The sequence below is a fragment of the Brevibacterium atlanticum genome (assembly GCF_011617245.1).
Lineage (GTDB): Bacteria > Actinomycetota > Actinomycetes > Actinomycetales > Brevibacteriaceae > Brevibacterium > Brevibacterium atlanticum.
In genome coordinates this window covers 2,294,922-2,317,726 of the sequence record NZ_CP050152.1, presented here as the reverse complement: position 1 = coordinate 2,317,726, position 22,805 = coordinate 2,294,922, and the positions used below count along the sequence as shown (strand labels likewise).

Sequence of the window (22,805 nt, the reverse complement as noted above, 5' to 3'; positions counted from 1 at the left end):
CGAACCACTCCTTTAACCACCGTCCGGAGAGGCGGAGAAGGGGAACTATGACACAGCGAACAGTGCTGGACGCACCCGATGTCTCACGCGCGGTCACCCGCATCGCCCACGAGATCATCGAATCCAACAAGGGCAGCGAGGGCATCGTCCTCCTCGGGATACCGCGCCGCGGAGTCCCCCTTGCCCATAGACTCGCCGAGGCGATCGCCGCGATCGAAGGCACCCCCGCCTCCGCCGGCGAACTGGCCGGAAGCCTCGACATCACCATGTACCGCGATGATCTGCGCGGCGGCTCCTACCGGGCTCCCGAGCCCACCTCGATCCCCGCCGCGGGCATCGACGCGAAGACCGTCGTCCTCGTCGATGACGTGCTCTTCTCCGGACGCACCATCCGCGCGGCGCTCGACGCCCTGGCCGATCTCGGCCGCCCGTCGAAGGTGAGACTCGCGGTCCTCGTCGACCGCGGCCACCGAGACCTGCCGATCCGGGCCGACCACGTCGGCAAGAACCTCCCGACATCGAGCAGCGAACGCGTCAACGTCTCTCTGTCCGAGATCGACGGAACCGATGCCGTGACCATCTCGGGAGGTCGCGAATGAAGCACCTGCTCGACACCGCATCACTGTCCCGCGCAGACGCCATCGGCATCCTCGATATCGCCGAGGAGATGGCGTCGGTCTCCCAGCGCGAGGTCAAGAAGCTGCCCGTGCTGCGCGGTCGCACCGTGGTCAACCTCTTCTTCGAGGACTCGACCCGCACCCGGCTGTCCTTCGAAGCCGCGGCGAAGCGCCTCTCCGCCGACGTGCTCAACTTCTCCGCAAAGGGCTCGTCGGTGTCCAAGGGCGAGAGCCTGCAGGACACCATCCAGACGATCTCGGCGATGGGCGCCGACGCGATCGTCGTCCGCCACTCCGGAGCCGGCACCGCCCATCGCCTCGCCCACACCGGGTGGATCGACGTGCCCGTCGTCAACGCCGGAGACGGCACCCACGAACACCCCACCCAGGCCCTCCTCGACGCCTTCACCCTGCGCCGGGCACTGGCCGGGGTCCCCGCCTCGGGGCCGGTGTCCGGCGGACCCCGCGGGGCCGGCCTCGACGGGGCGAAGGTCGCCATCGTCGGTGACGTCCTCCACTCACGGGTGGCACGGTCGAATGTGCACCTGCTCGACCGCCTCGGCGCCGACGTCCACCTCATCGCCCCGCCCACGCTGCTGCCGTGGGGAGTGGAGAACTGGCCGGTGACCGTCCACTACGACTTCGATGCCGCACTGGCCGCCGCAGACTTCGCGGCGGTGATGATGCTGCGCGTCCAACACGAACGCATGCACGAATCGTTCTTCCCCAACGCCCGCGAATACGCGCGGCTGTGGGGACTGAGCCCCGCCCGCCTCGAGACCCTGCCCGAGAGCACCTTCATCATGCACCCGGGCCCCATGAACCGCGGATTCGAGATCTCCGCAGCCGCAGCCGACTCACCCCGCGCCCTCGTCCTCGACCAGGTCGAGAACGGTGTGAGCGTGCGCATGGCGGTCCTCTACCGCCTGCTGACCGGTCAGGAGGAGACCAATGACTGACTACATCATCCGCGGAGCGAATGTGCTCGGACGCGGAACCGCCGATCTGGCCATCCGCGACGGACGCATCGTCGATCCCGAGCTCCTCGACGGTGCGGCCGCCGAGGTCGTCGACGCCGCCGGACTCATCGCCCTGCCCGGCCTCGTGGACATGCACACCCACCTGCGCGAACCCGGCAAGGAAGACGCCGAGACCGTGCTCACCGGATCCCGCTCGGCCGCGGCCGGCGGCTACACGTGCGTCCACGCGATGGCGAACACCGCCCCCGTGGCCGACACCGCCGGGGTCGTCGAACAGGTCCACCGGCTGGGCCGCTCGGCCGGTTTCACCGAAGTCGTGCCTGTCGGCGCCGTGACCATCGGGCTCGAAGGCCGACAGCTGGCCGAACTCGGTGCCATGGCCCGATCGGCGGCACGGGTGCGGATGTTCTCCGATGACGGCATCTGCGTCTCCGACCCACTGCTCATGCGCCGCGCCCTCGAATACGTCAAGACGTTCGACGGCATCATCGCCCAGCACGCGCAGGAACCGCGGCTGACCGAAGGCGCGCAGATGAACGAGGGAGAGGTCTCGGCCGAACTCGGACTGCCCGGCTGGCCCGCGGTCGCCGAGGAGTCGATCATCGCCCGCGACGTCCTGCTCGCCGAGCACGTCGGCTCCCGACTGCACGTCTGCCACGTCTCGACCGCCGGCAGCGTCGACCTCATCCGCTGGGCCAAGGCCAGGGGAGTGGCTGTCACCGCCGAGGTGACCCCGCACCACCTCATGCTCACCGACGAACTCGTGCGCACCTTCGACCCCGTCTACAAGGTCAACCCGCCGCTGCGCACCGACGCCGATGTGCGGGCGCTGCGTGAGGCGCTGGCCGACGGCACCATCGACGTCGTCGGCACCGACCACGCCCCGCACACCGCCGAACACAAGTGCAGCGAATGGACCGCGGCGGCCATGGGCATGGTCGGCATGGAATCGGCCCTGTCCATCGTCGTCGAGGCGATGAAGGGCCACGACTTCGACTTCGGCGACGTGGCCCGTGTGATGTCCGCGGCCCCGGCCAGGATCACCGGCGCCTCCGGGCACGGCAGCCTCGAGATCGGGGCGAGCGCGAACATCGTGCTCATCGACCCGAACCGACCGCACCGCATCGAACCCGCAGATCACGCTACGAAGGGACGCAACAACCCCTTCGCGGGCATCACAGTGAGCGCTGCGGTCACCGACACCTTCTTCTACGGCCACCGGGTACTGGCCGCAGGGGCACTGACAACACCCCACCCGGCAGGAGCAACATGGACCGATCAGTAGGCACCCTCATCGTCGCAGTCGTCATCCTTCTGGTGATCATCGCGATCGCCTGGGGGTGGAGCCGACGCAAACGGGCACAGTCCGATGTCGCCACCCCGCCGAAGCCGCATCTGGGGATCACCCCCGTGGCCGATCCCGTCGAAGGCTCCTATGTCTCGACGACGAAGGCCGGGCACCCGCTCGAACGCGTCGCCGTGCACGGGCTGGGCATCCGCACCACAGGAGAACTCGTCATCACCGACGGGGGAGTGATCATGGACCTCGCCGGACGAGAGGACTTCCTCATCCCGCGCCGTGACATCGTCTCCGTCGACACCACCTCGGGGATGATCGGCAAGTTCGTCGAACGCGGCGGCATCGTCCGCATCACCTGGCGACTCGGCGACACCCTCGTCGACACCGGCTTCCGCGCCCGCTATGCCGCATCCACCGCCCCCACCGTCGACCGCATCCGTGAAATGATCGAAGAGGCACAATGAGCTTTTCCACCACCCCCGCCGTCCTCATCCTCGAAGACGGACGCACCTTCTCAGGCTCCGCATACGGCAGCGTCGGTGAGACCACGGGTGAGGCCGTGTTCGTCACCGCCATGACCGGCTACCAGGAGACCCTGACCGACCCGTCCTACCACCGGCAGATCATCATCCAGGCCGCCCCGCACATCGGCAACACCGGCGTCAACCGCACCGACGACGAATCGGGGCGGATCTGGGCCGCCGGCTACGTCGTCCGCGACGCCTCGCGGATCTCCTCGAACTGGCGTTCGGAAGGCGACCTCGCCGACTGGCTGAGCGAGTCCGGCATCGTCGGCATCAGCGACGTCGACACCCGCGCCCTGACCCGACACCTGCGCGACAAGGGTGCGATGCGCATGGGCATCTTCTCCGGACCGGCCGCCGAGGCCCCCGTCGACGAACTGCTCGCACGTGTGCAGGCCGCACCCGAGATGGCCGGGGCCAACCTCGTCGACGAGGTCACCACCAGCCAGACTAGGCTCATCCCCGCCGAGGGGCAGAAGCGCTTCAGCGTCGCCGCCGTCGACCTCGGCATCAAATCGATGACACCCGAGAGGATGGCCGAACGCGGCATCGACGTCCACCTCGTTCCCGCCTCGATCACCCTCGAGGAGCTCCAGACACTGGGCGTCGACGGAGTCTTCTTCTCCAACGGGCCCGGGGATCCCGCCGCCGCCGACGACCAGGTGGAGCTGCTGCGCGGCGTCCTCGACGCACGCCTGCCGTTCTTCGGCATCTGCTTCGGCAACCAGCTGCTCGGTCGGGCGCTGGGCTTCGGCACGTACAAACTGCCCTTCGGCCACCGCGGCATCAACGTGCCCGTGATGGACCGCACGACGGACAAGGTCGAGATCACCTCGCAGAACCACGGATTCGCCGTCGACGCACCGCTGGAGGGGGAGACGACCGCCCCGCACAGCCCCGACTACGGGCGCGTCATCGTCTCACACGTGTGCCTCAACGATGATGTCGTCGAAGGGCTTGCCTGCCTCGACATCCCTGCATTCTCCGTCCAGTTCCATCCCGAGGCCGCGGCCGGGCCGCACGATTCGAGCTACCTGTTCGATCGCTTCATCGACCTCATGACCGCTTCCCAGGCCGATTCGGCTGCCCAGGCCTAAGGAGAGACCGCCACCATGCCACTGAGACACGACCTCAAATCCGTCCTCGTCATCGGCTCCGGCCCGATCGTCATCGGCCAGGCCTGCGAATTCGACTACTCGGGCACCCAGGCCTGCCGCGTGCTGCGGTCCGAGGGCCTGCGCGTCATCCTCATCAACTCGAACCCGGCGACGATCATGACCGATCCCGACATCGCCGACGCCACCTATGTCGAGCCCATCGACCCGCAGGTGATCGAGACCATCATCGAGAAGGAACGCCCCGACGCGCTGTTGCCGACCCTCGGCGGTCAGACCGCGCTCAACGCGGCCATCGCCCTCCACGACGCGGGTGTGCTCGAGAAATACGGGGTCGAACTCATCGGTGCCGACGTCGACGCCATCCAGCGCGGTGAGGACCGGCAGAAGTTCAAGGACATCGCCGAGGAATGCGGCGCCGAGGTGGCCCGCTCCGCGATCTGCCACACCCTCGACGAGGCGATCGCCGCCGCCGAGGAGCTCAGCTACCCCGTCGTCGTCCGCCCCTCGTTCACGATGGGCGGCCTCGGCTCGGGCATGGCCTACGACGAAGCCGACCTGCGCCGCATCGCCGGCGCCGGCCTGTCCGACTCCATCACCCACGAGGTCCTCCTCGAGGAGTCCATCCTCGGGTGGAAGGAGTACGAGCTCGAACTCATGCGCGACAACAAGGACAACGTCGTCGTCGTGTGCTCGATCGAGAACGTCGACCCCGTCGGCGTGCACACCGGTGACTCGATCACCGTGGCACCCGCCCTGACCCTGACTGACCGCGAATACCAGGAGATGCGCGACATCGGCATCGCCATCATCCGCGCCGTGGGCGTCGACACCGGCGGCTGCAACATCCAGTTCGCCGTCGACCCGGCAACCGGTCGCATCGTCACCATCGAGATGAACCCGCGCGTCTCCCGCTCCTCGGCACTGGCCTCGAAGGCCACTGGCTTCCCGATCGCGAAGATGGCTGCGAAGCTCGCGGTGGGATACTCCCTCGACGAGATCCCCAACGACATCACGAAGGTTACCCCGGCCAGCTTCGAACCGACCCTGGACTATGTGGTCGTGAAGATCCCGCGCTTCACCTTCGAGAAGTTCCCCGCCGCCGACCCGACGCTGACGACGACGATGAAATCCGTCGGCGAGGTCATGGCCTTGGGCCGCAACTTCACCACCGCGCTGCAGAAGGCGATGCGCTCTCTCGAACAGAAGGACTCCTCGTTCGGGTGGGACGACCTGCCCGACGTCAGCGACGAGGATGTGCGCGAATCCGTCCTCGAGGCGATCTCCCATGCCACCGCGGACCGCCTCCACTCCGTGCAGCGGGGACTGGCCGCCGGGCTGAGCCCCGCCGAGGTCTTCGACGCCTGCGAGATCGACCCCTGGTACCTCGACCAGATCCAGCTCATCAACGAGGCCGCCGCCCACGTCCGCGATGCCGAGGAACTCGACGCGCAGCTGCTGCGCATCGCGAAGCGCCACGGCTTCTCCGATGAGCAGATCGCCCGACTGCGCAGCCTGGACACGGACGTCGTCACCGGCATCCGCCGCGCCCTGCGCGTGCGTCCGGTGTTCAAGACCGTCGACACCTGCGCGGGAGAGTTCGAGGCCCACACCCCTTACCACTACTCGAGCTACGACGACGAGACCGAGGTCGCTCCGCGAACGCGACCGGCCGTGATCATCCTCGGCTCCGGACCCAATCGGATCGGCCAGGGAATCGAGTTCGACTACTCGTGTGTGCACGCGACCATGGCGATCGCCTCGGCGGACTTCGAGACGGTCATGGTCAACTGCAACCCGGAGACCGTCTCGACCGACTACGACACCGCCGACCGCCTCTACTTCGAACCCCTGACGTTCGAAGACGTCATGGAGGTCTACCACGCCGAGCTCGCCGCCGGTGAGGTCCTCGGCGTCGTGTGCACCCTGGGCGGACAGACGCCGCTGGGGCTCGCGGACAAGCTCAAGGCCGCCGGCGTGCCCGTCCTCGGCACCCAGCCCGAGGCCATCGACCTGGCCGAGGACCGCGGCGAGTTCGGAGCGGTCCTCGACCGCGCCGGACTCACCGCACCGAAGCACGGCACCGGCGTGACCGCCGCCGAGGCCGCGGACATCGCCGAGTCCATCGGCTACCCCGTGCTCGTGCGCCCCTCCTATGTCCTCGGCGGACGTGGAATGCAGATCGTCTACGACCGCACACAGCTCTTCGACTACATGGCCACGGCCACGGAGATCTCCGTCGACCGCCCCGTCCTCGTCGACAGGTTCTTGGAAGACGCCATCGAGATCGATGTCGACGCCCTCTACGACGGATCGGAGGTCTACATCGGCGGCATCATGGAGCACATCGAGGAAGCCGGCATCCACTCCGGCGACTCGGCCTGCGTGCTGCCCTCGCTGACCCTGGGCGAGGACGTGCTCGAACGCGTCCGGCAGGCCACCGCGGCCATCGCCGAAGGTGTGAGCGTGCGCGGTCTGCTCAACATCCAGTTCGCCATCGCCGCCGACGTCCTCCACGTCATCGAGGCCAACCCGCGGGCCTCCCGCACCGTGCCCTTCGTCTCGAAGGCCACCTCGACCCAGTTGGCGAAGGCGGCCGCGCTCATCGCCGTGGGTCGGACGATCGAGGATCTGCGCGGTCATCTGCTGGCGGCCTCGGGCGACGGCTCCACCCTGGGCCTCGAGCAGCCCATCGCCGTCAAGGAGGCGGTTCTGCCGTTCCGCCGGTTCACCACCGTCGAAGGCAAGATCGTCGACTCGGTGCTCGGCCCGGAGATGCGCTCGACCGGTGAGGTCATGGGCATCGACCGCGACTTCCCGACCGCTTTCGCCAAGGGCCTGCTCGGGGCGTCGGTGAAGCTGCCGACCTCGGGCACCGTGTTCGTGTCCGTGGCCGACCGGGACAAGCGGGCCATGGTCCTGCCGGTCAAACGCCTCGTCGACATGGGCTTCGACGTCGTCGCCACCACCGGCACCGCGGCCGTGCTCTCCCGCTACGGGATTCCGACCACCCAGGTGCACAAGCACTTCGAGGCCGACGCCGAGGACCGCACGGTCATCGACTACCTCACCGCGGGCACCATCGACATGGTCATCAACGTGCCCTCGGGCCGCCAGGAGCGTGCCGACGGCTACGAGATCCGTGCCGCCGCCACCGCGAACTCCGTGCCGCTGATCACCACCCTCGCCGAGTTCGCGGCCGCCGTGACCTCGCTCGAAGTGGTCAGGGACGAGAAGTTCGACGTCCGCAGCCTCCAGGATTGGAGCGCCTGATGTTCGGTGAGCGCTTGGCAGCCGCGATGGCCGCACACGGTCCGCTGTGCGTGGGCATCGACCCCCACGAGCACCTGCTCGAGTCCTGGGGTCTGCCGGCGACGGCGGCCGGGGTGCGGGAGTTCGCCCTCCGCGCGATCAGCGAGCTGAAAGGACGCGTCGCCGCGGTCAAACCTCAGTCGGCATTCTTCGAACAGTACGGTTCGGCCGGGGTCGCAGCGCTCGAAGAGACCCTGGCCGCGGCCGCGGACGCGGGAATCCTCACCGTCCTCGACATCAAGCGCGGGGACATCGGATCGACGATGGGGGCCTACGCGAAGGCGTACCTCGATCCCGCCTCGGCGCTGGCGGCGGATTCGATCACCGTCTCACCGTTCCTCGGCCTCGGTGCGCTCGAACCCGCGTTCGAACTCGCCGCCGCCCACGAACGGGGAGTGTTCGTCCTCGCGCTGACCTCGAATCCGGAGGGCAGGCAGGTCCAGCACGCCGGGGGGTCCGGCGACTCCGTGGCCGGGCAGATCGTCTCCCAGGTCGCCGACCGCAATGCCGCCGCCCTCGCCGAGGCGGGCCGGGAGTCGGCAGGGCTCGGCCCGTTCGGCCTCGTCGTCGGTGCGACCATCGGCTCGGCCGCCCGTGACCTCGGGGTCGATCTCGGCGCCTGCGGCGGTCCGATCCTGGCTCCCGGCGTCGGGGCACAGGGAGCGGGGGTCCACGAGTTGAGAGACGTCTTCGGGCAGGCGGCGCTGGCCTCCGGGCAGGTGCTCGCCACCGCATCCCGGGCGGTCCTCGGGGCCGGGCCCGAGGGACTGGCTGCAGCCGCGGACGAACTCAACCGCGCGCTGACCGCGGAGAGTTGAGTCCGGGTCGACCGGGGTGAATTTCCGGTGCATCGGGAGTTTTATTCTCCTCATTGCCCATCTCTGCGGGGATTGTGTCTTAGACTGAGACAACTTCCCTACCTGCCCGTTCATGGTGACAGAGGAGATAATGTGGCACTCGAACCGTTGACCCCGCAACAGCGTTCCGCTGCTCTGGACAAAGCGTTCCAGGCACGTCAGGCGCGAGCCGAAGTCAAGACGGCGCTGAAGAACGGTCAAACCGATCTCGCCGCCGTGCTCAAGAAGGCCGCAGACGATGAGGCACTCGCAAAGATGCGCGTGATCGATCTGCTGCGGGCCCTGCCCGGTGTCGGAGACCGTCGAGCCGAAGCCGCGATGGACGAGGTCGGCATCGCCACCTCGCGGCGGATCAAGGGCTTGGGCGTGCATCAGAAGTCCGCCCTGTTGGAGAAATACTCCTGAGTGTGACAACCTCGGGTCTGTGAACAATCGACTCACTGTCCTCGCGGGTCCGACCGCCGTCGGAAAAGGCACCATCAGCAGCTACATACGGCAGAACCACCCCGAGGTCTGGTTCTCCGTGTCTGCAACGACGCGGCCGAGGCGGCCCGGCGAGGTCGATGGTGTCCACTATCACTTCCTCACCGATGACGCCTTCGACGCCCTCATCGCCGACGGTGAGCTGCTCGAATACGCGGTCGTGCACGGACGACACCGCTACGGCACCCCGGCCGCGCCGGTGCGGGAGCGACTCGCCGAGGGGGTCCCGAGCCTGCTCGAGATCGATCTGCAGGGCGCCCGCCAGGTCAAAGAGAAGATGCCGGATGCCCTGTTCGTCTTCCTCGCCCCTCCCAGCTGGGCGGAACTCGTGTCCCGACTCACTGGACGCGGGACCGAAACCGAGGAGGAACAGCAGCGGCGACTGGCCACGGCGAAGCGCGAACTCGCTGCCGAATCCGAGTTCGACGTCACCATCGTCAACGACCACGTTCGCACTGCGGCCGAAGAACTCCTATCATTGATGGGTATCTCCACCTCCGATTAGATGGGAATCTCCTTGCCCGCACAGCCCGAAGGCATCACCAATCCTCCGATCGACGATCTGCTCAGCGTCACCGGATCGAAGTACGAACTCGTCTCGATCGCGGCCAAGCGTGCCCGCCAGATCAACTCCTACTACGCCCAGCTGCAGGAGGGACTGCTCGAGAACGTCGGTCCGCTCGTGACGCCCGGCACCAACGAGAAGCCGCTGTCGATCGCTCTGCGTGAGGTCAACGAGTCGAAGATCGTCGCCCGTGAGCTCTCCGAGGCCGACTTCGTCCGGGCCGCACCCGAGGCCGAGCAGCCTGCACCCGTGAGCAACGACGGCGCGATCGACTTCAGCGACCAGTGAGAATCGTACTCGGCGTCGCCGGTGGGATCGCCGCCTACAAGGCCGCGCACATCATCCGGCGACTCCGGGAACTCGACCACAGCGTCAAGGTCGTGCCCACGGCCCATGCTCTCGACTTCGTCGGCGCACCCACGTTCGAAGCCCTCTCCGGTCAGTCCGTGAGCACCGACGTCTTCGACGAGGTCGAATCGGTCAACCATGTCCGCATCGGGCAGGAGGCCGAACTCGTCATTATCGCTCCGGCGACCGCGAACATCCTCGCGAAGATCACCGCCGGAATCGCCGATGATCTGCTCACCGCCACCGTGCTCACCACCACCGCCGAGGTGGTCGTGGCCCCGGCCATGCACACCGAGATGTGGCTCAACCCTGCCACACAGTCCAATGTCGCCACGCTGCGCTCCCGCGGCATCCACGTCCTCGACCCCGCTGTCGGACGCCTGACCGGACCCGATTCCGGCCCTGGCCGTCTGCCCGAACCCGAGGACATCGTCGACTTCGCTCTGTCCGTCAAGGACGGCAGCCTCGGCGAGGACCCGAGCGCATCCGCACGCCGCGTCTCAGACACCCCGGTCTCGTCGGCAGGGGATCTGTCCGGTCGGCGCATCGTCATCAGCGCCGGCGGCACCCGTGAGGCCATCGATCCGGTGCGTTTCCTCGGCAACCGCTCCTCGGGCAAGCAGGGCATCGCTCTGGCCAAGGCCGCCCACGCCGCCGGAGCGGACGTCGAACTCGTCGCGGCCAACATCGACTCCGGTCTGCTCACCGGACTGCCGGAGAGCATTGTCGTCACCCCGGTCGAGTCAACGCACGAGCTCCAGGCGGCGATGCGCCGGGCACAGCCCGACGCCGACGCCCTCATCATGGCCGCGGCCGTGGCCGACTACCGTCCGGTGGAGGCCACCGACTCGAAGCTGAAGAAGACCGGGCACGAGGGACTGACCCTGCAGCTGCAGCAGAACCCCGACGTCCTCCGAGGACTCGTCGACGACCGCAGCGGCACCCAGCTCATCGTCGGTTTCGCCGCCGAGACCGGGGATCGGACCACCTCGGCGCTCGACTATGCCAAGGCGAAGTTCGAGCGCAAGGGCGCCGACCTGCTGGTGTTCAACGACGTCTCGGACGACCGCGCCTTCGGCCACGACGACACCGCCATCCGGATCATCGCCTCCAGCGACGGCCGAACGAACGTCGGGGAGGAATTCCGCGGCACGAAGGACCATGTTTCACAAAAGGTCATCGCCGCCCTGACCGACCAGTTCGCCCACGTAGAATCGACGACGTGACTCAAAAAAATCTCCGCTACTTCTCATCCGAGTCCGTCACCGAGGGACACCCCGACAAGATCTGCGACCAGATCAGCGATGCGGTGCTCGATGACCTGCTCTCCCAGGACCCCAACGCGAAGGTGGCCGTCGAGACGATGGTCACCACCGGACTCGTCCACGTCGCCGGTGAGGTCAACACCGCCGCCTATGCCGATGTCGCCGGCATCGTGCGCAGCCTCATCACCGGCATCGGCTACGACTCCTCGGACACCGGCTTCGACGGCCACTCCTGCGGCGTCTCCGTGTCCATCGGCAGCCAGTCCACTGACATCCACTCCGGAGTGACGAACCCGCTGGACTTCCGCGAGGCCGTCGCATCCGAGGACCACGGCACCAGCCTCGGCGCCGGGGACCAGGGTCTGATGTTCGGCTACGCGGACAACTCCACCGATGTGCTCATGCCGCTGCCGATCCACCTGGCCTCGCGGATGGCCGAGCAGCTCTCCGCGGTCCGCAAGTCCGGTCGACTGGACTATCTGCGGCCCGACGGGAAGACGCAGCTGACGCTGGGCTACGACGGCAACGAAGCAGTCTCGATCGAGAACGTCGTCGTCTCCACCCAGCATTCGGCCGATGTCAGCCAGTCGCAGCTGCACACCGAGATCAGGGAACTCGTCATCGACCCGGTGATCTCGGGCTCCGGTCTCGACACGTCCGGGACGAACGTCCACATCAATCCGGCCGGTCCGTTCGTCACGGGCGGGCCGATGGGCGACGCGGGCCTGACCGGACGCAAGATCATCGTCGACACCTACGGCGGATTCTCCCGTCACGGCGGCGGCGCCTTCTCCGGCAAGGATCCCTCGAAGGTCGACCGGTCGGCCGCCTATGCGATGCGCTGGGTGGCGAAGAACATCGTCGCCGCCGGACTCGCCGACCGAGCCGAGGTGCAGGTGTCCTACGCCATCGGCCGCGTCGATCCGATGGGCCTCTACGTCGAGACCTTCGGCACTGAGAAGGTCGACCCCAACGCGATCTCCGCGGCCATCCGCGAGGTCTTCGACCTCCGTCCGGCCATGATCATCCAGGAACTCGACCTGCTCCGACCCATCTACCTGCAGACAGCGACCTACGGTCACTTCGGGCGGGAGCTGCCGGCCTTCACCTGGGAGGCCACGGACCGCACCGACGACCTCGTGCGCGCCGTGTCCTCGCACTGAGCTCGGGTCGCCTGCGTGGACGAACCCCTCCCGATCGACACCGGCACCTCCGCCGAGGGGCAGGTCCCGGTCGCGGCGAACGCCCCCGTCGCCCGCGTGCTCATCGACCATCCGGTGCCGCACCTCGCGCGTGTGTTCGACTACGCCGTGCCGGAGAAGCTCGCCGAGGCAGCCCTGCCCGGAGTGCGGGTGCGGGTGAGATTCGCCGGCCGGCTGCGTGACGGGTACCTGCTCGAACGCGTCGAGTCCTCCGACCATCTCGGACCCCTCGCGACGCTCCAGCGGGTGAGCGGCCCGGTCCAGGTGCTCGGCTCCGATCTGCTCGCACTGTGCGAGGCCACCGCCCGCCGCTACGGCGGAACCCTGGCCGACGTCCTCCGACTCGCCGTTCCTCCCCGCCACGCCCGCGGCGAGAAGGCCGTGCTCAAGGCTGAGAAGGCACGCGCCGAAGTCGGCGACCCCGGCGCCGAAGACACCTCGGATGTCGACGGCCCAGCCGACGAGGACATCTCTGCCGACGGGAACGAACCCCTGCTCGAACGCTTCGGGCAGTGGATCGCCGACGCGGACACCGACGTCGACCACGGCACCGCACCGCCGCCTCGGCGCCGCGCCCTGGCAGTCACCCCCGGAATCACGCCCGGGCTGAGCTGGATCCGGGCCGGCCTGAGCGCGGCTCGGCCCCATCTGGAGGCCGGACGCGGCGTGCTCTGGCTCGTGCCCGACCATCGGGAACTGAGCGTGCTGCGCGCCGGCCTCACCGCCGCGGGCATCGCCGAAGTGGGCGTACTCAGCGCCGACCAGTCACCCGAGCAGCGTTGGCAGTCCTGGCTGCGCGGACTCTACGGCCACACCCGGATCACCATCGGCACCCGGGCCGCGGCCTTCGCGCCGGTGAAGGATCTGGGCCTCATCATCTGCACCGACGATGCCAACCGGAACTACCTCGACCAGCACGCGCCGTACCCGCACGCACGCGAGGTCAGCCTGCTGCGGTCGACGATCGAGGACACCGAGCTGCTCTTCGTCTCCACCGACCGCAGCGCCGAGGTGCAGCGACTCGTCGAGATCGGCTGGCTGGCCGACCTCACCCCTGGAGGCCCCCTCCGCCGCCGCGCGGCCCCCGTCGTCTTCGTCCCCGACGAAGACCGCGACCCCTTCGCCTGGCAGCGGATCCCGAGCCGGGCATGGCAGATCATGCGCACAGCGCTGCACCCGCGACCCCGCGACGGCGGGGTGCCCGGACCCGTCCTCGTCCAGGTTCCCCGATCCGGGTACTACCCGGTCTTCGCCTGTGCACGCTGCCAGGAGGTGGCCCGCTGCCCCCGCTGCCAAGCGACGCTGACCACCCAGTCCGAGGTCGGGCCCTTCGCCTGCCGCTCCTGCGGCTACCACGCTGAGGAATTCACCTGCTCGAGGTGCCGCTCGCACCAGGTGCGCTCGATCGTGCGCGGCCGCGCACGCACAGTCGAAGAGCTGCGCCGTGCGCTGCCGGACACCGAGATCGTCGAATCCGGTGGCGACGACATTGCCACCGTCCTCGACGAGACGCCGCGCCTCGTCGTCGCCACCACCGGGGCCGAACCCTATGTGCTCGGCGGCTACGCCGCCGCGATCCTGCTCGACTCCCTGTGGCCGGGACCCTGGATGCGCTCGATCGACGACAGCGTCGTCCGCCGGCTCCGCGCGGCCGCCCTCGTCCGCTCACGGGAGCAGGGCGGGGTCGTCTACCTCGGCGACGAGGACGAACTCATCCGCTCCACGCTCACCGCCTTCGACCCCGTCACATTCATGTCCCGTCAGCTCGCCGACCGCCGGGCGCTGGGCTTCCCGCCCTACCGGCGCATCATCGAACTCACCGGGACCGGGGCCGACATCGATACGGTGCTGAGCGAACTCGGTGAGGTCGAGGAGCTGCTGCGCGACGAGACGGAGGGCGGTCAGCGATGCGTCGGGGCCTACCCGATCTCGGCCGGGGACCGCGTCGGCGTCAGGGCCGCGGAGATCACCGCCGCACGGTCGGCGAAGAAGCAGCCGCAGGTCCGCATCCGCATCGACGATCCCCGGTCACTGTGAGCGCTGCGCGAACCAGTAGAATCCGTGGGGTGGATATCGTCTTCGCCGGAACCCCGGATGTCGCAGTGCCGGCCCTTGAGGCCCTGGCCGAATCCGAGCACCGCATCCGTGCGGTCCTCACCCGCCCCGATGCGCCGGTGGGTCGCAAGCGCATCCTCACGCCCTCACCGGTGAAGACCCGCGCCCTCGAACTCGGACTCGACGTCATCGAAGCCGACCGACTGCGCGGAGACGTCATCACCACACTGCGCGGACTCGACATCGACGCCGTGGCCGTCGTCGCCTTCGGCGCCATCGCCGGACCCGCGGCACTGGCCACCGCCCGACTCGGCTGGTTCAACCTCCACTTCTCACTGCTGCCGCACTACCGCGGCGCGGCCCCCGTCCAACGCGCCCTCATCGACGGCGTGACCCGCAGCGGAGTGAGCGTGTTCAGGATCGACGAAGGCATGGACACCGGCCCCGTGCTGCGCCGCCGCGAATTCGAGCTCGACCACCCGGATGTCGCCGCCGCCCTCGACGACTACGCACGTCGCGGCGCCCCCGAACTCGTCACCGCGCTCGACGAACTCGCTGCGGGAACCGCGACGGAGACTCCGCAGACCGGGGAGGCGAGCCACGCGGAGAAGATCACCGTCGCCGACGCCCGCCTCGACTTCACCGAACCCGCCGGCCGCGTCATCGACCGCGCCCGCGGCACCAGCCCGAGCCCGGGCCCGTGGGCGGAACTCGACGGCAGACGAACGAAGCTCTTCGGCCTCACCCCGGCCCCCGAGATCACCGCGGACGCGGAACCCGGCACGCTGCGGACTGAGCACACCGCGGCCGTCCTGCGCTGCGGAGACGGCTGGGTGCACGTCGCCTGGATCCAGCCCTTCGGCAAACCCCGGATGTCCGCAGCGGACTATCTGCGCGGACACGGCGAGATCCGCTTCGACCAGATCACCGACCAGGGAGCATGACACGCATGGCTGAGACACCAGGCGCCGGCGCAGGCCGTGGAGGCCAGTCGCACAAAGGCAAGAATCTGCCGCGCCGCATCGCCTGGGAGGTGCTGCTCGACGTGGCGACGAAGGACGCGTACGCCAACCTCCTGCTGCCGGCGAAGCTCGCCCGCACCCGGCTGAACGCCCAAGACGCCGCCTTCACCACCGAACTCACCTACGGTGCGCTGCGCCGCCAGAAGTTCTACGACGCCGTCATCGCCACCGCAGCGAAACGACCGGTGGAGAAGATCGACGCCGAACCGCTGGCCGCGATGCGCCTCGGCGCGCACCAGCTGCTGTCCATGCGCGTGCCCGACCATGCGGCACTCTCCGAGACCGTCTCCGTGGTCAAACGTTCGGCGCCGAAGACCGCCGGATTCGTCAACGCGGTGCTCCGACGCATCTCCGAGACGACACCCGAGGAATGGCTCGACCGGGTCACCGTCGGAACCTCCGACATCCAACGCCTGGCCATCGAACACTCCCACCCGGACTGGATCGTGCGCGCCCTGACCCAGGCGCTGCGCGGGCACGAACGCAACGCCGGCGAACTCGAGGACCTGCTCATCGCCGACAATGCCGCGGCCAAGGTCGGCGTCAGCGCGCTGCCCGGACTCATCGATCGCACCGACCTGCCCGGGGAGGCGACTCCGCTCTCACCCATCGGCGTCACCCTGGAGACCGCAGTCCCACGGGACGTCCCGGCCGTCGCCGACGGGCGCGCCCGCGTCCAGGACGAAGGTTCGGCACTCGTCGCCCTGGCGCTGTCGCAGGTCGACGCCCCCGCGGGCACCTGGGCCGACCTGTGCGCCGGCCCCGGAGGCAAGGCCGCCGTCCTCGGCGCCGCGGCAGCGCAGGCGTCGACACAGCTCGCCGCATTCGACTCGAGCGAACACCGTGTCGACCTCGTCCGCGACTCCACCCAGGCACTGCACAACGTCACCGCCGAGGTCCGCGATGGCCGGTCGGCCCAGGGGCCCTACACCAAGGTGCTCGTCGACGTGCCGTGTTCCGGGCTCGGTGCGCTGCGCCGCCGCCCCGAGGCCCGCTACCGTCGGCAGCCCTCGGACATCACCGCGCTGACCGGTCTGCAGCGCGAACTGCTCACCTCAGCCCTCGATGCCTGCGCACCCGGGGGAGTGGTGGCCTACTCGACCTGCTCACCGCACTATGCCGAGACCGTACTCATCGTCGACGAGGTGCTGCGCACCCGGACGAAAGCCGGCGGCGGAGAGGTCGAGGTCCTCGACGCCCCGGGCGTGCTCGAGACGATCACCGGTGCCTCGGCGGCCGACTTCGCCTCGGTGACCCGCGGCGAAGGACGCTTCGCCCAGCTCTGGCCCCACCTGCACAACACCGACGGAATGTTCCTGGCTCTCCTGAGAAAGGCGAAATGACCCCATGGCGATCGACATCAACCCCTCCATCCTGTCCTCGGACTTCTCCGACCTGCGCGGAGAGCTGGAGAAGATCAGCACCGCCGATATGGCCCACATCGACGTGATGGACAACCACTTCGTGCCGAACCTCACCTTCGGCCCGCCGGTGGTCGAACGCATCCAGGCGATCTCCCCGATCCCGCTCGACGCCCACCTCATGATCGCCGACGCCGACCGCAACGCCCCCGTGTACGCGGAGATCGGCTGCGCGTCGGTGACCTTCCACGCCGAGGCGGCCGCCGCACCTGTGCGCCTGGCCCGGGAACTGCGGAAGCTCGGTGCCAAGGCCAGCCTCGCGCTCAAGCCTGCGACCCCGATCGAACCCTTCGTCGACCTCCTCGGCGAGTTCGACCAGATCCTCATCATGACCGTCGAGCCCGGCTTCGGCGGACAGAAGTTCCTCGACGTGTGCCTGCCGAAGATCGCTCGGACCAGGGAAGCCATCTCCGCCTCGGGCCTCGAGATCCGCCTCCAGGTCGACGGCGGGGTCTCCGCCGCAACGATCGACCGGGTCGTCGACGCCGGCGCCGACGTCCTCGTCGCCGGCTCCGCCGTCTACGGCGCCGAGGACGCCGCGTCAGCGATCGCGCAGCTGCGCGAACTCGCCGCCGCCCACACCCACTGACCGTCCCGGCGTCGAGACCGTCGACCCGCTGACCGAAATGAGCCGCCGATGGAACTGCTCGACTGGTTGAACACTCCCGCTTTCGAGCTGCTGGGCAAGCCCGTGCCGTACTCCGACCTGTTCGGCAATATCTGCGCCCTGGCCACGGTGGTGCTCGCCCTGCGCCGGAACATCCTGTCCTGGCCGGTGCAGATCCTCGGCTCGATCCTCCTCTTCTCCGCCAGCGTGTCCGCCGGACTCGGCGGCAACGCCTCCCGGCAGGTCGTCATCATCGTCGCCGCGGTCTGGGGCTGGACCCAGTGGAAGAAGTCGCAGGAGACCTCCGGTGAGGTCATCGTCCGGTGGGCCACCTGGAAGGAGCGGGGTCTGCTGCTCGCGGCCCTGCTCATCGGCACAGGCATCTTCGGATGGATCCTCGCCCTCGGCGGCTGGTCGTGGAACCCGTACCCGGACGCCTACATCTTCATCGGCTCCCTCGTAGCCATGTACGCCCAGGGTCGGGCCATCGTCGAGTTCTGGTTCGTCTGGCTGGCCGTCGATCTCGTCGGGATCCCCCTGGCCGTGGCCGGGGGACTCGTGTTCTCCGGAGTCGTCTACCTCATCTTCCTCGTCATGGTCGTCCTCGGACTCCTCGACTGGTCGAAGCGATCCAAGCAGACGATCTCGGCCCCGCACCGCTCGGCCACCGAGATCGGCCGCGACCCCGACGACTGAGACCGGTGCCCGGCGACTGAGGCCAGTGCGCAGCGACTGAGTCCGCACTGCCCGTCGACCGTTCGGAACATGAGACCCCACATGCCTCGGTTCGGACAGATGCATTAGGCTGGTCGGGTGAAGACCTTTGAGACTCTCTACGCCGAACTCCTGCAGAAATCCCACGATCGACCGACCGGTTCGAAGACCGTGGCCGAACTCGATGCCGGAGTCCATGCGATCGGCAAGAAGGTCGTCGAGGAAGCCGCCGAGGTGTGGATGGCCGCCGAATACGAATCCCGCGAGGAACTCGCCTCCGAGATCTCCCAGCTCCTCTACCACGTACAGGTGATGATGATCGCCAAGGGGCTCAGCCTCGACGACGTCAACACCCATCTCTGAGACCTCCGCGACACCCGCCCGAACCTTCAGCCCCACAACTCACAAGGGACCCCATGCTGCGTGTAGCCGTGCCCAATAAGGGCGCACTCTCCGAAGCCGCCTCCGACATGCTCAGCGAGGCCGGATACTCCACTCGACGCGGAACCAAGACGCTCGTCCATCAGGATGAGGTCAATGGGGTCGAATTCTTCTACCTGCGGCCCCGCGACATCGCCGTCTACGTCGGATCGGGCATCCTCGACGCCGGCATCACCGGCCGGGACCTGCTGCTCGAGTCGCAGGTCGAAGCACAGGAAGTGCTCGGCCTCGGATTCGGCGCCTCCCGGTTCTTCTACGCCGGCACCGCCGGCACGTTCAGCTCTCCCGACGAACTCGCCGGGGCCCGCATCGCCACGAGCTTCCCGAACCTCGTCGCCGCCGACATCGAACGTCGCGGCATCGACGCGAAGACCGTCCAGCTCGACGGGGCCATCGAGGTCTCGATCCAGCTCGGCGTCGCCGACGCCATCGCCGACGTCGTCGAGACCGGTTCGACGCTGCGCGCCGCCGGGCTCGAGACCTTCGGTGAGCCGCTGCTCGAATCCGAAGGCGTGCTCATCCAACGCGAGGGTGCCGAGGACCGCATCAGCGTCCTCCGCCGCCGCCTCGAATCCGTCATGGTCGCCCGGCAGTACGTGCTCGTCGACTACAACATCGAAGAGCGGCTCGTGCCCGAGGCGATCTCCCTGACCCCGGGACTCGAGTCCCCGACGGTCTCACCCCTGCAGGAGACCGGCTGGGTCGCCGTGCGGGTGATGGTCGAGGCCAAGGAGGTCAACAACGTCATGGACCGCCTCTACGGAGTCGGAGCTCGTGCGATCCTGGTGACGAACATTGGCGCCTGCCGAATCTGATCTGCGGATCTTCCGGCCCCGACAGGTGCGTGTGATCAGCCTCGTCGGCGCCGTCGTCGTGTTCGCCGGCTTCGCCATCCTGTCCGTGGCGCTCTTCGCCGTGGACTGGGAACCCTGGACCGTGCTCGACATGATATGGATGAACCTGCTGGGCATCCTGTTCGGAGCGGCGCTGCTGCGCATCGCCGACATCCATGCCAGGCCGAGCGAGACCGGGCTGGTGGTGCGGAACATGGTGCGCACACGGCGCTTCGAATGGGGACAGATCCTCGGGGTGACGTTCTCATCCGAGGGCGACGATCCCTGGCCGCTGCTCGACCTCGCCGACGGCACCACGTACCCGGTGATGGCGATCCAGCATGCCGACGGCCCCCGCGCCCACGCGGAGGTCGCACGATTGCGTATGCTCGTGAGCAGACGCACCCACTTCAAGGAGGACTAGGAATGGCGAACGAGACACCGACGGGGCCGCTGACCGGATACACCGTCGTCGATCTCTCCCGTGCCCTCGCCGGACCCCACGCGGGAATGATGTTCGGCGACCTCGGTGCCCGAGTGATCAAGGTCGAGAACCCGGGCAGGGGCGATGACACGCGCTCCTGGGGACCGCCCTTCGTCGGACCCGAGGACGATCCCCAGGCCACCTACTTCTTCTCGTGCAACCGCAATAAAGAATCGATCGCCCTCGACCTCAAATCCGAGACTGGATCGGACACGCTGACCGCGCTCATCGCCCGTGCCGATGTGCTCATCGAGAACTTCCGCTCCGGCGTCCTCGACCGGCTCGGCTTCTCCACCGCTCGGTGCCTGGAGATCAACCCCCGCCTCGTCATCCTCTCGATCACCGGCTTCGGCCATGACGGCCCCGAGGCCGGGCGTGCCGGCTATGACCAGATCGCCCAGGGCGAGGCCGGGCTGATGTCCCTGACCGGATCCGGGCCTGAGGACATGCAGCGCGTGGGAGTGCCGATCGCCGACCTTCTCGCCGGCATCTACGGCTCCTACGGAGTCCTCGCGGCTCTGCTCGAACGCGAACGCACCGGCAAGGGCAAGGTGGTGCGCACCTCGCTCATCGCCGGCATGGTCGGCGTCCACGCCTTCCAGGGCACCCGGGCCACCGTGGCCGGGCAGGAACCCCAGCCCGGCGGCAACCACCACCCGTCCCTGTCTCCCTACGGACTCTTCGCCTGCCGCGACGGTGCTGTGCAGATCTCCGTGGGCAACGAGAACCTGTGGCAGAAGTTCTGTGCGGCCTTCGACATCGACCCAGCCGCAGACGGATTCGCCGACAATGCCTCCCGCGTGGCCAACCGCCCCGCGCTCATCGAGGTCATCGAAGATCGCTTCGGAGCCTTCGACTCCGCGGAGCTGCTGGAGAAGCTCACCGCAGCAGGCATCCCCGCCGGGACCGTGCGCACCCTGCCCGAGGTCTACGAATGGGACCAGGCACTGAGCCAGGGGCTCAAGGTCTCCGTCGACCACCCGGTCCTCGGCGACATCGATCTGCCCGGACCGCCGCTGCGCTTCTTCGACGCCGACGCCGACGGAGAGGTCGAGACGACCCGCACCGCCCACGACGCCCCGCCGCTGCTGGATGAGGACGCCGAATCCATCGCCGCGTGGCTCGCCGACGGAAACTGAGCAGGTCGACATGGCACGTCTCAACGCACACGAACTCGTCGACATCGTCCTCGACGAGGGCTCCTACGTCTCCTGGGACACCGACCCCATCGCACCCGCAGGAGGGATCTCGGAGGGCTACGCCGCCGAACTCGCCGCCGCCCGGGAGAAGTCCGGGGTCGACGAGGCCATCATCACCGGTGAGGGCACGATCGCCGGCCGTCGGGTCGCCGTGGTCGCCGGGGAGTTCCGGTTCCTCGCCGGCTCGATCGGCGTCGCCGCCGCCGAACGTCTCGTCGACGCCATCGAACGCGCCACCCTCGAGGGTCTGCCGCTGCTGGCCGGCCCGGCCTCCGGCGGCACGCGGATGCAGGAGGGCACGATCGCCTTCCTGTCGATGGTCAAGATCACGAATGCCGTCGTCGCCCACCGCCGCGCCGGTCTGCCCTACCTCGTCTACCTTCGCCACCCCACGACCGGTGGGGTCTTCGCCTCCTGGGGATCGCTGGGACACGTCACCGTGGCCGAACCCGGATCGCTCATCGGGTTCCTCGGACCCCGTGTCTTCGAAGCCATCTACGAGGAGAAGTTCCCGGAGAATGTGCAGACCGGGGAGAACCTCCACAAGATGGGCATCATCGATGCCGTCATCGGCCCCGAACGGATCACCGCGACCGTCGCTCGAGTCCTCGACGTGCTCATGGGTGCCAAGGAGGTGCCCGCACCAGTCCCGAACCCGGACACCGCTCCCGCCGAGGTCGACCCGGACTCCGACGCGTGGTCGGCGATCACGAGCTCCCGCCGCCCCGAACGGCCCGGAGTGCGCGACCTGCTGCGCACCGCCGCGAACACCGTGCTCCCGCTCAACGGCACCGGCGAGGGGGAGAAGGACCCCGGACTGCTCCTGGCCCTGGCGAAGTTCGGTTCGGCTCCGTGCATCGTGCTCGGTCAGGACCGGTTCCGGCAGGACTCCCGCGCCCCGCTGGGACCGGCCGCGCTGCGTGAGGCACGCCGCGGAATGCGCCTGGCCGCCGAGCTGCACCTGCCGCTGGTGACCGTCATCGACACTCCCGGGGCCGCCCTGTCGAAGGAAGCCGAAGAAGGCGGCATCGCCGGTGAGATCGCCCGCAGCCTCGCCGACCTCGCCAACCTCGACGCGCCCTCGGTGTCCCTCATCCTCGGTGAGGGGTCCGGCGGAGGGGCGCTGGCACTGATCCCGACCGACCGAGTGCTCAGCGCCGAACACGGCTGGCTCTCACCGCTGCCGCCCGAGGGCGCCTCGGCGATCGTGCACCGGACCGTGGACAGGGCGCCGGAGATGGCTCAGCGCCAGGGGGTGCATGCCCCCATGCTCAAGGCCACGGGCGTCGTCGACCGGATCATCGCCGAAGCCCCCGATGCCAGCGACGAGCCGCTGGACTTCGTCGCCCGGGTCGGTGCCACACTCGAATACGAACTCATCTCGCTCATGCGCGAACCCTCGGCGAGGCGACTGGCCCGCAGGATGGATCGCTATCGGGGCCTGGGAATCTAGGAGGACTG

General features: G+C 68.5%; 22 protein-coding genes. All 22 read left to right on the top strand.

Going from position 1 to position 22,805, the window contains the following annotated elements; all coding sequences use genetic code 11:
- Positions 1-47 precede the first annotated feature (47 nt).
- The 22 genes from pyrR to GUY23_RS10300 all read left to right on the top strand — a co-directional run bounded on the left by pyrR (position 48) and on the right by GUY23_RS10300 (position 22,797).
- A complete protein-coding gene (gene pyrR / locus GUY23_RS10405) occupies positions 48-599 on the top strand; it encodes a bifunctional pyr operon transcriptional regulator/uracil phosphoribosyltransferase PyrR (RefSeq protein WP_166972096.1) in 552 nt (183 codons plus the stop codon).
- Positions 596-1,576: an aspartate carbamoyltransferase catalytic subunit gene (locus GUY23_RS10400; protein ID WP_166972094.1), complete on the top strand. Its 981-nt coding sequence runs from the start codon at positions 596-598 to the stop codon at positions 1,574-1,576. Before pyrR ends, GUY23_RS10400 begins: the two co-directional genes overlap by 4 nt.
- On the top strand, positions 1,569-2,882 hold the full coding sequence (locus GUY23_RS10395) for a dihydroorotase (protein WP_166972092.1): 1,314 nt from the start codon (positions 1,569-1,571) through the stop codon (positions 2,880-2,882). Before GUY23_RS10400 ends, GUY23_RS10395 begins: the two co-directional genes overlap by 8 nt.
- Positions 2,867-3,361 (top strand): PH-like domain-containing protein, encoded by a 495-nt coding sequence (locus GUY23_RS10390; protein ID WP_166972090.1) that lies wholly within the window; start codon positions 2,867-2,869, stop codon positions 3,359-3,361. The genes GUY23_RS10395 and GUY23_RS10390 overlap by 16 nt, the downstream gene beginning before the upstream one ends.
- Entirely contained in the window at positions 3,358-4,518 is a 1,161-nt protein-coding gene (carA, locus tag GUY23_RS10385; RefSeq protein ID WP_166972088.1) for a glutamine-hydrolyzing carbamoyl-phosphate synthase small subunit, read from the top strand. The genes GUY23_RS10390 and carA overlap by 4 nt, the downstream gene beginning before the upstream one ends.
- 15 nt (positions 4,519-4,533) lie before the next feature.
- Positions 4,534-7,809: a carbamoyl-phosphate synthase large subunit gene (carB, locus tag GUY23_RS10380; RefSeq protein ID WP_166972086.1), complete on the top strand. Its 3,276-nt coding sequence runs from the start codon at positions 4,534-4,536 to the stop codon at positions 7,807-7,809.
- A complete protein-coding gene (pyrF, locus tag GUY23_RS10375; RefSeq protein ID WP_166972084.1) occupies positions 7,809-8,666 on the top strand; it encodes an orotidine-5'-phosphate decarboxylase in 858 nt (285 codons plus the stop codon). Before carB ends, pyrF begins: the two co-directional genes overlap by 1 nt.
- A 132-nt stretch (positions 8,667-8,798) precedes the next feature.
- Positions 8,799-9,110, top strand: coding sequence for an integration host factor, actinobacterial type (mihF, locus tag GUY23_RS10370; protein WP_166972083.1), 312 nt, complete (start codon positions 8,799-8,801; stop codon positions 9,108-9,110).
- Positions 9,111-9,129: 19 nt separating this feature from the next.
- The gene (gene gmk / locus GUY23_RS10365; RefSeq protein ID WP_166972081.1) at positions 9,130-9,693 is read left to right on the top strand and encodes a guanylate kinase; all 564 of its coding nucleotides are present in this window, start codon (positions 9,130-9,132) and stop codon (positions 9,691-9,693) included.
- Positions 9,694-9,705: 12 nt separating this feature from the next.
- Positions 9,706-10,041, top strand: coding sequence for a DNA-directed RNA polymerase subunit omega (gene rpoZ / locus GUY23_RS10360; protein WP_228282204.1), 336 nt, complete (start codon positions 9,706-9,708; stop codon positions 10,039-10,041).
- Positions 10,038-11,327: a bifunctional phosphopantothenoylcysteine decarboxylase/phosphopantothenate--cysteine ligase CoaBC gene (coaBC, locus tag GUY23_RS10355; RefSeq protein ID WP_166972077.1), complete on the top strand. Its 1,290-nt coding sequence runs from the start codon at positions 10,038-10,040 to the stop codon at positions 11,325-11,327. Before rpoZ ends, coaBC begins: the two co-directional genes overlap by 4 nt.
- On the top strand, positions 11,324-12,529 hold the full coding sequence (gene metK / locus GUY23_RS10350) for a methionine adenosyltransferase (protein WP_166972075.1): 1,206 nt from the start codon (positions 11,324-11,326) through the stop codon (positions 12,527-12,529). The genes coaBC and metK overlap by 4 nt, the downstream gene beginning before the upstream one ends.
- A 15-nt stretch (positions 12,530-12,544) precedes the next feature.
- The gene (locus tag GUY23_RS10345; protein WP_166972073.1) at positions 12,545-14,605 is read left to right on the top strand and encodes a primosomal protein N' family DNA-binding protein; all 2,061 of its coding nucleotides are present in this window, start codon (positions 12,545-12,547) and stop codon (positions 14,603-14,605) included.
- A gap of 29 nt (positions 14,606-14,634) precedes the next feature.
- A complete protein-coding gene (locus GUY23_RS10340) occupies positions 14,635-15,567 on the top strand; it encodes a methionyl-tRNA formyltransferase (RefSeq protein ID WP_166972071.1) in 933 nt (310 codons plus the stop codon).
- 5 nt (positions 15,568-15,572) lie between these two features.
- A complete protein-coding gene (locus GUY23_RS10335) occupies positions 15,573-16,988 on the top strand; it encodes an RsmB/NOP family class I SAM-dependent RNA methyltransferase (protein WP_166972069.1) in 1,416 nt (471 codons plus the stop codon).
- 4 nt (positions 16,989-16,992) lie between these two features.
- Positions 16,993-17,655, top strand: coding sequence for a ribulose-phosphate 3-epimerase (gene rpe / locus GUY23_RS10330; RefSeq protein WP_166972067.1), 663 nt, complete (start codon positions 16,993-16,995; stop codon positions 17,653-17,655).
- Positions 17,656-17,703: 48 nt separating this feature from the next.
- Positions 17,704-18,369 (top strand): nicotinamide mononucleotide transporter family protein, encoded by a 666-nt coding sequence (locus tag GUY23_RS10325; protein ID WP_166972065.1) that lies wholly within the window; start codon positions 17,704-17,706, stop codon positions 18,367-18,369.
- Between the two features lie 117 nt (positions 18,370-18,486).
- Complete coding sequence (locus tag GUY23_RS10320) at positions 18,487-18,750, top strand: phosphoribosyl-ATP diphosphatase (RefSeq protein WP_166972063.1); 264 nt, start codon at positions 18,487-18,489, stop codon at positions 18,748-18,750.
- 53 nt (positions 18,751-18,803) lie between these two features.
- Positions 18,804-19,643 (top strand): ATP phosphoribosyltransferase, encoded by an 840-nt coding sequence (gene hisG, locus GUY23_RS10315; protein WP_166972061.1) that lies wholly within the window; start codon positions 18,804-18,806, stop codon positions 19,641-19,643.
- Positions 19,644-19,674: 31 nt separating this feature from the next.
- Positions 19,675-20,085, top strand: coding sequence for a PH domain-containing protein (locus GUY23_RS10310; RefSeq protein ID WP_228282203.1), 411 nt, complete (start codon positions 19,675-19,677; stop codon positions 20,083-20,085).
- Between the two features lie 2 nt (positions 20,086-20,087).
- Positions 20,088-21,284: a CaiB/BaiF CoA transferase family protein gene (locus tag GUY23_RS10305; RefSeq protein ID WP_166972057.1), complete on the top strand. Its 1,197-nt coding sequence runs from the start codon at positions 20,088-20,090 to the stop codon at positions 21,282-21,284.
- A 10-nt stretch (positions 21,285-21,294) separates the two neighbouring features.
- Positions 21,295-22,797: a carboxyl transferase domain-containing protein gene (locus GUY23_RS10300; protein ID WP_166972056.1), complete on the top strand. Its 1,503-nt coding sequence runs from the start codon at positions 21,295-21,297 to the stop codon at positions 22,795-22,797.
- Positions 22,798-22,805 lie beyond the last annotated feature (8 nt).